We start from the raw sequence: 13482 nt of genomic DNA, 5'->3' as shown, positions 1-13482 counted from the left end.
CTAGCTCGACTGGGTCTTCGCCTGCCTGCTTCCCGCGCCGCATCCAATGGAGGCCGAGCTCGGAAACCAAATAGAGGATGTATTGACCAGCGAAACCAGCAAGAAATCAGGTATTCCCTATACTTGTTTGACGTTAGCATAGTCAGGCATTGAAAACCTGACCTGCATCAAACCTGCTTGCTCAGGTCTAAATCCGATGGTTAATCGTGTTAAAAGCGTTAACCATGTGAGCCCCCTTTTCGCCTTGCCGCGGGGGTCACCCCGAGCCCTGGTGCACCTTCTCGCCTGCAAGGCAAGGTGTTAGGCTCGGGAAAGCTGTTTCCTTTTCTTGGGGTCATGGAGTCACCATGAATCACGCCGCACCCAGTCCCGTTCACGACTCGCTCATTACCCACCAGCGTCATCTGGAGACGGAGTATGCTTTCTGCATAGGGGACATCCCGACCACGATCCGGGTGCGCGTCTATCGCCAGCTGGATGGGAATCGTTTCAGCTGCGAGCAGAGCCATTACATCCAGACACCGCTGCAGGCCGAGCCGATCTATGAGAGTGCCGATGATCACGCCAGCGTCGATGCCTGCCTGACGACGATTACCGGTGATATGGCCGAGCAGTACCGCAAGGCCGAAGAGGCTGGTCACCAGCCGTCGGAGGACTGGTTGCTGCCCAGCAGGGACTACGAGTAAGCGCCACCCACTACCAATGACTGTCCGCCCACTCGCTGGGGCTGCACGGCTCGCTGACCTGTATCAAGGGCGTTCCGACGCTGTGTGGTTACAATGATAACCACCGTTTTCGTATCCATGAGGCGACCATGCGAATTGTCATCACTGCCCTGACTGTATCGCTGGCCCTATCGGTCATTGGCGCTACCGCGTCTGCTGAGCCAGCATTCGAGGCGGCGGACACCCCCATCCGGGAAAGCGCATTCCTTCACGGCGGCGACCCCGAACGCGGCGCCGAGATGGCCAAGCTGTGTACCAGCTGTCACGGTTACGAGGGGCGCAGCGTGACCTCCCGCTATCCCAGCATCGCCGGCATGGACGAGGCACGTTTCATCGAGGGGATGAAGGCATTGCGCGCCGGTGAGAAGGGACACCTGATGGCCAGCATGACCCGAGGCTTGAGCGACCAGGACTTCGCCGACCTGGCGGCCTATTACGCCAGTCTGGAGCCCTGAACCAGCGCAGCGCTGCCGCCCCGGGGTCGGCGAGTCACGCCCGGGGTGCTACCATCGGGAGCTTGTCACCCCCAGGAATACGGCCATGCCCCCGATCACTCTCGCCAGCCCGTGCCACGCTCCCTTCTGGCTGCTGCTTGCCAGCCTGCTTGCCGCACCGCTGGCCCATGCCACCAACTACAATACCAGCGATATCGAACCCCACGGCAACTGGCACTCCCTGACCCTGTCGCTGGGTGACGAACGCCATTTCCGCGCCCTGGAGCAGCACAGCTACAGCGACTCCATCCTCAGCCTGAACTACACCCCAGGGGTTTGCGACCTGCCCTGGCTCGAAGTGCGCGTCGAGCTCGGCGAGCATCAGGCCGAAAGCCGGGTAGCCAACCTGGTGCCCGGCGATCTGCGCGTCGACCACGAGACCATTCACAACGGCATGGCGGAGTTCGTCACCCAGCGGGGCGATAGCGGTTTCTATGTCAATTTCTATCTCGACGAACAGGCACTGCTGGTCGAGGAGATGCGCGCGGGCGAAACGCTCAGGCTGCGTCTTGATCGCGGAGAAGAGGACTACTGGTTCATGAACTTCGATCTGGACGGTGCCGACGCGGCCATCGAGCGAGCCGCATGGCTGTGCGAGGCGGCCAGCTGATGGCGACACTGCTGTTTCGCCTGGCCAATGTTTCCGAAGAGGAAACCTGGGAAGTGCGCCGCCTGTTCGACCAGCACGGCTTCGATACCTACGAGACCCACGCCGGCTTCTGGCGCCTGGGTGTGGACGCCATCTGGCTGCGTGACGACTCCCAACTGGACGCGGCGCGCGAGGTGCTGGCCCGCTACCAGGTCGAACGACAGGCCCGGGTGCAGCGGGAGCACGCGGACCAGGTCGAGCGAGGCCAGGCCCCCACCCTATGGCAGCGCCTTCGCCAGCACCCTATTCGGGTACTGCTGGTGGGCCTGGCCGTGGCGGCGATCCTGGCGCTGACGCTGGCGCCCTTCCTGGGTCTGATCGAGGCCTTCGGCAACTCCAACTGAGCTGCCATAGATCAGCATCGACAATCACCGTAAATCAGAAGCGGGTGGTGACATTCGCCCACAGCGTACGGCCCGGCTCGTTGACCCGGTCGGTCGCCAGCATTTCGGTGGTACCACGCTGGATATGCTCGGCGTAGGTGCGATCGAAGAGGTTGTCGACGCCCAGGGTGACGGTCGTATTCCCGAACAACTTACGGCCGCCATAAGCAGATACGGTGGCGAATCCAGGCGTCTCATCGATATCCAGGCTGTAGATGGTGCCCTGATCCTTGGCGATGCGGTCCTGGCGGGCCACGCCGCGCCACAGCACGCCGCCGAAGTAGGCATTCCGAGCATAGTCCAGCCCCAGGGTCGCCTCCAGCGGCGGCGTCTGGGCCAGGGGCAGGTTGTCGGTATCGTTGTTGCTTCGCACCCAGGCCAGGGTCGAGGTCATATCCCAACTGTCGGTGAGTCGCAGGCGCATATCGGCTTCCAGCCCATAGGTCTTGGCATCGACGTTGCGCACCTTGTCCTGCCCGCTCCGCTCATCGATGAGGATATAGTCATCATACCAGCCATAGAAGAGCGACAGGTTGGCACTCAGTCGGTCGTCATTCCAGCTGGCCCCGGTATCGAGCTGGGTCAGGGTCTCGGTGTTCAAGTCAAAGATCCAGCGACGCTCCCAGTGGTCCCCCGCTCGCTCGGCGCGGCCCACCCCGGCAAAGAGACTGAGGGGCTCGGGCTCCAGTGCGTACTCATAGCGGGCAAAGCCGCTCCACAGGGTCGAGCGCGACGTCTCACCCAGTTCGGCGTCACCATACAGGCCATCATCATCATTCAGTCCATTGAGCGACTCGGCCCTGGCGCGGTCGACACGCAGGCCCAGGGTGATCCAACCGCGCTCGGAGAGCTCCTGCTCCACCTCGGCAAAGACTCCATAGTCCGTGAACTCGGCGTTGCGGCCACGCTCCTTCTCACGGTAGTCCACACCCCCACGGTTGCTATGGCGGTTCTCGGCATAGTCCATTCCCACCACCATCTGGGTGGTGGGCGTCAGCTCCAGCTCGGCGGCCAGGCGCCCGCCGATGGTACGGCGATCCGGGTTGCCTAGCCTCAGTATCGGCTGCCCCTGGGGGTTGGTGGGCGGCGTCTTGAGGGTAAAGTTGTCCATCACGTGGTCGACATGGCTGTAGTAAACCTGGGCCTCCACCTCGCTGAGCCAGGCGGTGATGTTCTGACGGCTGGCGGTCAGGGTGTAGCCGGTGCGGTCGAACAAGGTACCGTCAAGGGGGCGCCCATCATCATAGGCCGCCTCGGCGTCGCTGCGATCATAGGCAACCTCGATGCGCGTGTCCGGGTCGGGGGTCCAGCCGACGATGGCGGTACCGCTCCAGCGGCTGTATTCAGAACGCACATCGTTGCCGTCCCCATCCTCGTAGTTATCCTGATCGGAGAGGGTGCCGATCAAGCGCACATAGCCATCCTGATTGCCGGCGGTCATATCACCCACCAGGTCGAAGCGGTCGTTGCTGCCCAGGGTGGTGCTGGCGAAGCCCTCCACGGTGGAATTGGTCAGCATCGGCTTGTCGCGCTCGAAGCGCACCACTCCCGCTGGGGCCACCCCGTAGCGTACGCTCTGAGGCCCTTGATGATCTCCACCCGGTCATAGGCCTGGGGGAAGATATAGGCGGTAGGCGGGTCCATGCGCCCCCCGCAGCCCCCGAGAATATTGGCGCCATCTGCAAGGATATTGAGGCGCGAGCCGCCCAGGCCGCGCAGCTCGGGATCGCCGCTGGTGCCGCCCTTGCGGCTGACGCTGAAGCCGGGGATCGACTTGAGGAAGGCGCCGCCATCGGCGGCAGGCAGCGGCAGCTGCGGCGTGCGGGCATCGGTGGAGACCGTATAAGGGTCGGTCATGGCCGGCGCGGTGATCACCATGGTCGACATGGCGGGCGAAGCGAGCGGCGCCTCATCCGCCGCCATGGCGACTTGCCAGGTAAAGAGGGAGACGGCAACCGCCAGGCTCTGGCGGAGAAATAGGGGTTGATGCAGCATGTCAGTATCTCGAAGTGGATAATGTAATGGCTGCCTTAACAGGCAAAATAGATGCCACTTATGAAGCAGACACTAGGAAACATCTCAACCTGCTGAAAAGTCGACCTTTTTAACCAAGAAATGTCAGCTGGACCAGCCAGTCGTCGCTTGCCCCCTCGTCGGACAAGCCAAATGACCGAGTCAACGAGGCAAATGCCCCATTGCCCGCGTCCATGAAGCCGGCTTCGGGGAAAAGACCAACTAAAAAAAACGGCCCCGAACGGGGCCGTGCAAGGACTTCTCTCTTACGAAACGGTATCTGTTATGTAGCAGATTCCATGCCAATGTTGGCCACCGCCGAAATGAATATGCATCTTCTTGATTTGAATCCCCTATCTCGGCAGTTTCCCGATAACGTCTGGCGACAGTCGCCTCCGCCTCTGAGTATGCTTGTGGCATCTGCCACGCTGGCCATGTCAGATGACACAGCATGGTGACATCTCACAAACGGTCGTCACGGCACATCAAGGGAGCTAGCCGACATGCCGGCTGAGTGGACCATTGCTTTTCTGCTGGGACTGCTCAGCAGCACGCACTGCTTGGGCATGTGCGGTGGAATCGCCGGCGCCTGACATTCAGCCTTTCCTCCGAGGTGCGAGCGAAGCCACGCAGCCTGGTGGCATTCAACTTGACCTACAACGCCGGGCGCATCAGCAGCTATCTGCTGGCCGGCGCCCTGGTCGCCGCCAGCGCCGGGGTCCTGAGCAGTGCCGTGGGCGCCACCAATCGCCCACTGATGGCGTTGCTGGGCGCGGCCTTCCTGGTCGCAGTGGGACTCTATATCGCCGGCTGGTTTCCGCGCTTCGCGCGTATCGAGGCAGTGGGTCGCCCACTGTGGCAGTATCTGGAGCCTCTGGGGCGCCGTCTACTGCCGGTGCACCGCCTCCATCAGGCCTACGGCTTCGGGTTGATATGGGGCTGGCTACCCTGCGGGCTGGTCTACTCGGCACTGGTCTACAGCCTGACTACGGAAGACGCCTGGCGCGGTGCACTGTTCATGCTGTTTTTCGGCCTAGGCACCATGCCGATGCTGTTCACCGTCGGCGTCATGGCCAGCAGCGCGGCGGCCAGGCTGCGTACACCGGCCGTACGTCGTCTTGCCGGGCTGATCATCATCGTGCTGGCCCCGGTGCCGCTGATGCTAACCCACTGGGGAGGGCCATGAAGGGAGATCGGATGAACAGGGTTACGGCAAACCACGATTCACGCTTCGAACTGGTCGGCGAATCCCCTGCGCTGCAGGCGGTAGTGCGCTCGGCACGCCTGGTGGCCGCAACCGACGCACCGTGCTGATTCTTGGCGAGAGTGGCACCGGCAAGGAGCTACTGGCACGCTTGGTGCATCAGAGCAGCCGCCGCGCGCAGGGCCCCTGGATCACCCTGAACTGCGCCGCGCTGCCCGAGGACCTGGTCGAATCCGAGCTGTTTGGCTACCAGCGTGGCGCCTTCACCGGCGCCCAGGCTGATACCCCTGGCCGGGTGCAGCAGGCCCACGGGGGCACCCTGTTTCTTGATGAAGTGGCGGAGTTGCCGCTGGCAGCCCAGGCCAAGCTACTGCGCTTTCTGGAGTATGGCGAGTGCCAGGCGTTGGGCGCCGGGCGCGTGGAGCGGGTCGACGTCCGCATCCTGGCCGCCACCCACCAGGACCTGCGCACCAAGGTTGCCGGAGGCACCTTCCGCGAGGACCTCTTCTATCGCCTGCATGTGATTCCTCTGGAGCTGCCGCCACTGCGAGAGCGCGATGGTGACCTATCGCTGCTGGCCAAGCGTTTCTGCAAAGAGCTGGCCAGCCGTCACGGGGTCGATCCGCCGTCGCTGAGCGAAGACCTGCTGCGCAGGCTGGCTACTCATGGCTGGCCTGGCAATGTCCGCGAACTACGCAATCTGATCGAGCGCTGTGTGGTGCTGCTGCACGGCCATCACATCGAAGCCCAGGACCTCCCCGATGATTGGCTCCAGGCAGCCGTTCCTCGTCAAGATGACACTCCCTGGCGGCTACCCGAAGGCGGCATGAGTCTGGAAACACTGGAAGGCCAACTGATCCGGCAGGCCCTTGACCAGGCCCAGGGCAACCGCTCCCTGGCAGCCCGGCTACTGGGGCTGAGCCGTGATACCTTCCTCTACCGTATGAAGAAGCACACCATCGCCTGAACAGGCCCTAGCGCCAGGACGCCGCCCTCACTGGGCGGCGTCCTGGCCTTAACAGTGTGCGTAGCCCGGATATCAGTACTCGATCGCCTCGCGCAGTTCATCCGGCAGGGTCAGCTCGACACCCTCAGGGAGCGTTTCGAGCTCTGTGGCGTACCAGCGCTGGCCAACATCGACACGACTGAACATCTGGAAAACGACCTTGTCGCCAGGCTCAAGGCTCGGCAGCGCCTCGCCTTCCGGCAGGTACAGATACATGCGCATGGCCATCATCACGCCGGGGATGGCCTCGTGAGCCATGGTGATACGCCCTTCGTCCTCATCGAAGCCCAGGAATATCCCGCGAACCTCATGGGAACCCGATGCCTCCTGTGACATCTCGTCATGGTGCCCATGACCGTGATGCTCCTGATCGGCCTGAACCGACACACTCATTACCGTGGCTGCCAGCAGCGCCAAGATCGCCTTGCTCTTCATGATTCTTCTTCCTCAAACAGGAAAGCCGCCCTTCGAGAGCGGCTGTTGAACGATGGAATCGCGTCTCGCCTGGGACTACTCAGCGAAACATCTGGGTATCGAGATACTCCACCGAGAGGTAGTCCTCGAAGGACCAGAGCCGCACGAAGCGTCCCCTTTCCCGGTCCTCGTTACCATCGCCACCCCAGACGGTCAGGCTGCTGGGCTCTTCCGGCATGCCTTCCTTGAGTTGCTCGAACCACCATTCGGCCATCTCCTCTTCCCAGGGCTTGCCGTAGCGTGCTTCGAGTTCCGCCTTGACGCTGTCGTAATCTTCCACATGGGGATGGAAGGCCACCACCAGGGCGAGCTTGTCTTGTCCCTCGGGAAAGACATAGCGCAGATCGGTTACCGGCTGACCCTCGGCTTGAAGCTCGCCGTCGATGATGACGTCATTGTCTTCGGTCTCCTGCACCGAGACGTTGACGACCTGATCCTGCTCCAGGCGCTCCAGCACCGCCTCGGAGGACATCCCGAAGTCGGCGCTGCCATAGCCGCTGGGGCTCTCCGATGCTGCCGCACTAGCGGCCATCGACAGCGCCAGTGTGGTCAGCAGTCCGCCGAACAGGGCGGCGGGTCGAGTGATTGTCGCCATGCGAACTCCTCAATGATCGGTGCATCACCGCACCGCTTGCTTGCAACGTGGGCTTACTTGTCCTTGCCCTCGGCTTCCTTCGCCTCCTTGCCATCCTCGGCGGCACCATCAGCTTCCACAACATGGATCACGCCTACCATGCCACGGTTTTCATGGGGACGGCAGATGTACTCGTAGGTGCCTGCTTCGTCGAAGGTCCGCTCCCAGGTCTCTTCCGGAAGCATGCGCAACGGTGAGCCGATATCCTCGTCCGGGAAGTAGACATCGTGAAAGGTGCGGCCCGCCTTGTTCTCCCAGCGCACCGTGGTGCCGACGGCGATTTCCAGTTCCTTGGGCTGGAATTCGTTGTCAACCATGGCGATCTCAACGACATCGCCTTCGTTTGCGGCGTTGTCCTGGTCCTTATCGTAGCCGGCCTGGGCCGCCCCGCTCAGTAGCAGGGCGGTGGTCAGGGCAGTGGCGCCAAGTGTCAGAAGTCGCTTGTTCATCGAAACTCCCTCCTTCTGAAATGCGCATCACCGGGTGATGCGCGTGGCATTGATTTCGACCATGTCGTCTTCGAAGTCACCGGGGATCTCGGCATCAAAGGTCAGGCCGAACTGCCAGGAGACATGGTGGAAGCGTGATGAGGCGTAGTCGTCATGCAGCGCCACGTTGAAGCTGTACTTGCCGTCGGTAGAGAGCGGCTTGTCGCCTTCCACACCGGTACGCAGGGCGCGGGTCAGATACGCGGTCCACACACCATCTTCCTCCTGCGCGGACATGACCACGGCATCGCTCTCTGAGAGGTGGCGCTGCTCGAGGATATAGCCACTCTCGGTCAGCTCGGCACCGCTCTTGAAGCGTGCCAAGTCCAGGTAGACACCACCGCCAAGCAGTTCCTCGATTTCCGCCTCGTCCTTGAGCTTGTCCCAGCCACCGCGAGCGGCGCCGCGACGGCCGCGAATCTCGATCTCGGTACGGCTCTCGGTGAGGTACTTGGTGACACCGTTCATCAGCTCGAGTCGCTCGGCCAGTTCGGTCTCGGCCAGGGCCTCGTCGTCCGGGGCATCCGGCATGTAGGTGGAGTCGTGGTGACAGCTCGCCCAGCACCCACCGCGGTCGGCCATGTCGACACGGTCGTCGGCGAAGCTCACGGTCAGCTTCATGGGGTTGTCCGGGTCCATGCGGCCGCCGTCGACGAAGGGCAGCGGAGCATGCTCACCGGCTTCCCACTGGAAGCGCATGAACAGGTAGTCGTCATCGAAGGAGGCCTGCACCGTCATCGGCACATGGCCACGCTTGTCGCCCAGGTCATAGGTTTCGAACTTCTCGGCATCAACCGCCATCTGCCCGATCTGCTCCTCTTCGCCGGCATGACACCAGATGCAGCGATCCCCGAAGCTGAAGGCGCGACCGCCGCCATGCTCGCTGCCGTCCTGGATCCACTCAATGGAAGCCTGACCGGGCAGGAACAGGGTCATGTCCAGCGCCGGCACGTCGTCCCAATCCAGCTAGCGGCAATGTCGCCTTCGGCGGCCACCGCCTCGCCCAGGTCCTCGGCCTCCAGCGGCATCGCAGGCTCGCCGCGCTCGGCCAGGTCCGTCTCTGGCTCCTCGTGCGCGAAGCGTGCCAGCCACACCTCGGACTCATCCCAGTCTTCCGGCAGCTCGTGGGCGATACCCTGGTGGCACTCGATACAGGTCTGCCCCTGTTCAAAGGCACGGGCATGCTCACGGGCGGCACGTGGCGCCTGCTCCTCAAGGTCCATCGCCGACCAGTCATGGCAGTTGCGACACTCGCGGGAGTCGGTACGCAGCATGGAACGCCAGACGTTCTCGGCCAGATGCAGGCGCTTGCCCTCGAACTTCTCCTTGGTGTTGATCGTTCCCAGCATCCAGTGCCACACCTCGCGGCTGGCCTCGATCTTGCGGATCATCTTCGGACCCCAGTCGTCGGGCACGTGACAATCCGAGCAGGTGGCGCCCACCCCGGTAGGGTTCTTGTAGTGGGGCCGGTCCTTGTACTCCTCGTAGACCCAGGTCATCTCGTGGCAGGCCGAACTACAGAACTTCATGCTGTTGGTGGCTTCCATCACGGTATTGAAACCGCCCCAGAACAAGATGCCGGCGACAAAGAAAATCATGGCGGCGCCAAGCGATGCCCCCATGATGGTTATCCTGCGCCAGTTGCGTAGACGCTCCCCCATGATCAATCTCCCGAAATTGTCATAACACGGTTCTTGCTGTAATCAGCCTGCCTGGCCGCCTGGCTGAGATGGTATTGTCCGGCCCCTTGCTCAGACGCTCCCCCCTGCATGGGATAAGAAACGACTGAAGAAGGGGCCGGAGCGCCCCGGGGGGCGCTCCGGCAGGTCGGCTTAGCTGCGCTGCCACTTGGACTTGCGGTTGTAGACGTTGAACTTGCCGGTCGGCGTGTTCAGGTTCTCGACCCGCCCAATCTCTTCCATGGTCTTGTCGTCATAGATCACGATGGCGCCATCATCCTGGTGACCGCGGCCACGGGCCCAGATGGAGACCCACACCTCGGTACCGGACTGGTCGTACTCGAAGTGCAGGGCCACGGCGTCATGCTCGATGGGACGATCGGCGACGTGGATCGGGGTCAGCTCGCGGGTCTCCTTGTTCATGACCATGACCCACTGGTGGACATCCGACTCCGGGTGCATCGACTGGTCGATCCAGACGTGCGGGGAATCCGGATGGCTGCGCAGGAAGAGCCCCGGGCCGTCGGTCTCGACGGTGCCGCAGATTTCCCAGGCGTGGTCCGGATTATTCTCCGGGTCGGTACCCCAGAAGGTCATGAGGCCCTGGCCCAGGTGAGTGGTACCGGCCACTGGACCACACTCCGGGTCGATCCAGTTGGCGCCCGGTCCCGGATGCGGGATCTCGCCGGTATTGAGCAGGCTGACGAGCTTGCGCTCTATGGTGTCGATGAACGCCATCTTGTTGCTGAAGTTGGCGGCGATCATGAAGTAGCGGCCGGTGGAATCGAAGAAGCCGTCATGCAGGTACTCGGCAGACGCGATTTGATCCATGCGCAGGTTGTCGATATCGCTGTAATCGACCTGCCAGACCTGCCCGGTCTCCTTGACGTTGACCAGGAAGGTCGGCGCATGGGGCGTGTCGTAGAGTGCCGCTACGCGGGCCTCGTGGACATACTCACCCTCGGTGTTGTAGCCGCGGGTAGAGACGACCTTGAGCGGCTCCATGGTCTCGGCGTCGGCGATCACGAAGTGCGGGGGCCAGTAGCCGCCGCCGATGACGTACTTGTCCTTCCACTCTCCGTACTTGGAAACCGCCACGTCGCGGGCGTCGATGCCGATGAATACCTCGGCGGTCACCTGGGGCGGATCCATCCACAGGTCGATCTTGGACAGACGGCCATCACGGCCCTGGACGTACCAGAAGCGACCGTCGGAGCTCGACTTGGCCACGTGCACGGCATAGCCGGTCTCGGCCTCGGTAACGAGTTCCTTGGTGTCACCATCGATGATGCCCATGGCGCCGCGGTCACGCAGGATGGTGACCATGAAGTTTTCCCAGTTGAGGTCATGCTGGGGCTCGTCCGGCCACTGGTCCTGCGGCACCACGATTTCCCAGGTGTCGCGGATGTCGGCAAGCGACATCTCCGGCGGCTCTTCCGGGGTCTGCTGGATGTACTTGGAGATCAGGGTGATCTCCTCCTCGTCCAGGATGCCGTCGAAGTTGTTCATCCCGCCCTCGGTACCCAGCGAGATGATGCTTTCCAGACGACGCTGGCCCATCTCCTGGGTGTCCTCGGGCAGCAGGCCCGGGCCGGTGGCGCCCTTGCGCAGGGTGCCGTGGCAGCCGGCGCAGCGCTGGAAGTAGATGGCGCTAGCCCGGTCCATCTCTTCCGCTGACATTTCCGGGGCCGCGGCGTGGGCGGTGCCCATCATGGCGGCCAGCGGGAAGCTGAGGGCGAAAATCCCCTTGCTCAATGCTCTCTTGTGCATAACGTGCCTCGCTTGGTTTCCCCTTCGGGTAGTACCTGGCGGGTGCCCCAGCCTGACCACTTTGTTGAATGCCAGTCGGTCATGGCCATCAGCCACCCTCCACCTGAATCAAGTAGAGCAGCTTTCACGCCCTCCTCACTTGACCACTGTCAATAGATGCATCCTGGAGTTGACTTATGTCACAAGAGACGCCAAGAAATTTGCCGAAAGGCCATCGACCCGAGTGAATCGGGCCGGCAATTCAGGTAGCGCTGAGGGAAGGTTTCGGCACTCAGCGACAGGTCTGGATCATCCCGGCAGCGGGAGCCTTGGCGCCCCCATTGAGTGCCGCCGGCGCCGCCGTCGGCTGGCCGCAGGCGTTGGCAAAGTCGCGCAGGGCCGCGACATCATCGATCTGTACGCAGTTGCGGTCGCAGCTGACGCCGACCTCCCGGAGGCGGGCCATGGCACGGGAAAAGCTCTCGGGCTTCATGCCCAGGCGACCGGCAATCAGCATCTTGTCGCAGGGCAGGCAGACGGTGGCCTGGCGCGCGTCGCAGGGGCAGAGCGAAACGATGAAGGCGGCCAGGCGCTGATAGGTGGGCTGGTTGGTCAGCTGATCGAGCTGACGCACCAGGTAGCGCAACAGACCCGACAGGTTGGCCAGCAAGTTGAGCGCCAGGCCGTGGTTCTGCTCCAGGGTGGTGAGGAAGTGATCGGCGGTGAACACCAGCAGCCGGGCATCCTCGGCCACCGCGGCGTGGACAGGAAACCCCAGCCGGTCGAACATCGCCGCCTCGGCGAAGGACTCGCCGCGGGTAAACAGCCCCACCATGCACTCGTTGCCGTCAGGACTCTCGCGAAACAGCTTGACCCAGCCATCCAGCACCACATAGAAGCGATCCGCCGGCTCGCCTTCGCTGAACAGCAGGGTGCCACGTCGATAGCTGCGCTCCACGGCGCCGCCGGTCAGCAGTGCCAGGGTCTCGTCTTCCAGACCCCGGAATAACGGCACCTGGCGAACGGCCTGCAGTGCTTCACGGCTCAATGTCGGCCTCATGACCACCTCCTCGAATATGGCTTCACGTTCAGCCTCCGCCGCGGACAGGGCCACCTGGGACAGATTGCCGCGAATGATGTCTGCCTCCGGGGAATCGCTCGGCAGGACGCCGAGCAACCGCTCCCAGTGCTGCCGCGCAGCGTCGAGGTCCGCCTCCTCGAACGCCAGGGAACCGGCCATCCAAAGCCCCTGGGCGTGATCGGGGTCGATGGAAAGCGCCCGTTCAATCAGCTGCCGGGGCTCCCCCTCCAGGCTGCCCTGACGCTCCGCCAACACATCCGCGTAGCGGGTCAACAAGTTCGGGTCACTGTCCCCGCCATGGGCCATCGCCTCGCGGAAAGCTCGCTCCGCGGCCGGAAGGTCGTCCATGAACACCAGGGTCCGTCCCAGCAGCACCCACCCCTCCAGGTCATCGGGGTTCTGCGCCAGCCGCCCCTGCAGCTCCTGGGCGAGCCTCTCGAACTGACGCTGCATCGCCTCATCGGAAGCCGGTGGGGGCTCCTGCATGCTGGCCAGCTCCCCCGGGGGCTGCTGCGTAGCAAAGACCTCATCGGCATAGCCAACGCCCAGATAGAGCCCCACGGCCATGAACGGCAGCAGGGCGACGCTGGCAAAGGCGGCAATACCGGCCATGCGGCTAGGCCCGCGGCCTTCATGGGCTGTTTCGCTATTCGCCGCATCCGGCTCGATACCGCCGCTGTCGAGCAGCTCCCGCTCAAGATCGGCCAGCGCGGTGTCGTATTGCTCTTGGGTCAGGGTGCCTGTCGCCAGGTCCTGGTCGAGCTCACGGACACGATCACGGTGCACCCTAAGGTTGATCGCCTGGCGTGTGTGGCCTGTCTCCTGGCGGGGCTCCCGCAGCAGTGGATAGACCACGAAGGCCAGTGCCATCACGCACAGCACCATGGCAAGAAGTAGAAACAT

At 63.0% G+C, this 13482-nt stretch carries 16 protein-coding genes; 7 read left to right on the top strand and 9 right to left on the bottom strand.

Going from position 1 to position 13482, the window contains the following annotated elements:
- Nucleotides 1–347 precede the first annotated feature (347 nt).
- From Q427_RS17675 to Q427_RS17660, 4 genes are all read left to right on the top strand, one after another.
- Nucleotides 348–686: a hypothetical protein gene (locus Q427_RS17675; protein ID WP_051496495.1), complete on the top strand. Its 339-nt coding sequence runs from the start codon at nt 348–350 to the stop codon at nt 684–686.
- Nucleotides 687–814: 128 nt separating this feature from the next.
- A complete protein-coding gene (locus tag Q427_RS17670; RefSeq protein ID WP_081786063.1) occupies nt 815–1180 on the top strand; it encodes a c-type cytochrome in 366 nt (121 codons plus the stop codon).
- A gap of 85 nt (nt 1181–1265) precedes the next feature.
- Nucleotides 1266–1829 (top strand): hypothetical protein, encoded by a 564-nt coding sequence (locus tag Q427_RS17665; protein WP_043516373.1) that lies wholly within the window; start codon nt 1266–1268, stop codon nt 1827–1829.
- Nucleotides 1829–2212 carry a DUF6164 family protein gene (locus tag Q427_RS17660; RefSeq protein ID WP_043516390.1) on the top strand — a complete coding sequence of 128 codons (384 nt, stop codon included), beginning with the start codon at nt 1829–1831 and terminating at the stop codon, nt 2210–2212. The genes Q427_RS17665 and Q427_RS17660 overlap by 1 nt, the downstream gene beginning before the upstream one ends.
- Nucleotides 2213–2246: 34 nt before the next feature.
- On the opposite strand, the gene Q427_RS17655 is transcribed toward Q427_RS17660, so the two are convergent.
- Both Q427_RS17655 and Q427_RS32480 read right to left on the bottom strand, forming a co-directional pair.
- Nucleotides 2247–3812 carry a TonB-dependent receptor domain-containing protein gene (locus Q427_RS17655; RefSeq protein WP_231613765.1) on the bottom strand — a complete coding sequence of 522 codons (1566 nt, stop codon included), beginning with the start codon at nt 3810–3812 and terminating at the stop codon, nt 2247–2249.
- Nucleotides 3764–4246: a TonB-dependent receptor plug domain-containing protein gene (locus Q427_RS32480; RefSeq protein ID WP_197030709.1), complete on the bottom strand. Its 483-nt coding sequence runs from the start codon at nt 4244–4246 to the stop codon at nt 3764–3766. The genes Q427_RS17655 and Q427_RS32480 overlap by 49 nt, the downstream gene beginning before the upstream one ends.
- Before the next feature lie 521 nt (nt 4247–4767).
- Here Q427_RS32480 and Q427_RS37025 point away from each other — a divergent pair.
- From Q427_RS37025 to Q427_RS17645, 3 genes are all read left to right on the top strand, one after another.
- On the top strand, nt 4768–4857 hold the full coding sequence (locus Q427_RS37025) for an urease accessory protein UreH domain-containing protein (RefSeq protein WP_442905522.1): 90 nt from the start codon (nt 4768–4770) through the stop codon (nt 4855–4857).
- Nucleotides 4858–4901: 44 nt separating this feature from the next.
- Nucleotides 4902–5450: a sulfite exporter TauE/SafE family protein gene (locus Q427_RS17650; protein ID WP_197030708.1), complete on the top strand. Its 549-nt coding sequence runs from the start codon at nt 4902–4904 to the stop codon at nt 5448–5450.
- A gap of 121 nt (nt 5451–5571) precedes the next feature.
- A complete protein-coding gene (locus tag Q427_RS17645; protein WP_197030707.1) occupies nt 5572–6435 on the top strand; it encodes a sigma-54 interaction domain-containing protein in 864 nt (287 codons plus the stop codon).
- Between the two features lie 72 nt (nt 6436–6507).
- Here Q427_RS17645 and Q427_RS17640 read toward each other — a convergent pair whose 3' ends face one another.
- From Q427_RS17640 to ccmI, 7 genes are all read right to left on the bottom strand, one after another.
- Nucleotides 6508–6909: a copper-binding protein gene (locus Q427_RS17640; RefSeq protein ID WP_043516372.1), complete on the bottom strand. Its 402-nt coding sequence runs from the start codon at nt 6907–6909 to the stop codon at nt 6508–6510.
- 79 nt (nt 6910–6988) lie between these two features.
- Nucleotides 6989–7543: a hypothetical protein gene (locus tag Q427_RS17635; RefSeq protein ID WP_043516370.1), complete on the bottom strand. Its 555-nt coding sequence runs from the start codon at nt 7541–7543 to the stop codon at nt 6989–6991.
- A gap of 53 nt (nt 7544–7596) precedes the next feature.
- Complete coding sequence (locus tag Q427_RS17630; RefSeq protein ID WP_051496494.1) at nt 7597–8031, bottom strand: cupredoxin domain-containing protein; 435 nt, start codon at nt 8029–8031, stop codon at nt 7597–7599.
- A 27-nt stretch (nt 8032–8058) separates the two neighbouring features.
- Nucleotides 8059–9021, bottom strand: coding sequence for an ethylbenzene dehydrogenase-related protein (locus tag Q427_RS32475; protein ID WP_197030706.1), 963 nt, complete (start codon nt 9019–9021; stop codon nt 8059–8061).
- Nucleotides 9003–9731, bottom strand: a complete 729-nt coding sequence (locus tag Q427_RS32470; RefSeq protein WP_197030705.1) for a NapC/NirT family cytochrome c — start codon at nt 9729–9731, stop codon at nt 9003–9005. The genes Q427_RS32475 and Q427_RS32470 overlap by 19 nt, the downstream gene beginning before the upstream one ends.
- Before the next feature lie 171 nt (nt 9732–9902).
- Nucleotides 9903–11504 carry a cytochrome D1 domain-containing protein gene (locus Q427_RS17615; protein WP_043516381.1) on the bottom strand — a complete coding sequence of 534 codons (1602 nt, stop codon included), beginning with the start codon at nt 11502–11504 and terminating at the stop codon, nt 9903–9905.
- 286 nt (nt 11505–11790) lie between these two features.
- Nucleotides 11791–13482: a c-type cytochrome biogenesis protein CcmI gene (gene ccmI, locus Q427_RS29115; protein ID WP_197030704.1), complete on the bottom strand. Its 1692-nt coding sequence runs from the start codon at nt 13480–13482 to the stop codon at nt 11791–11793.

Source organism: Halomonas sp. BC04, assembly GCF_000568385.1.
Note: the sequence above shows the minus strand (reverse complement) of the source record. Positions and strands in the feature narration are given on the sequence as shown.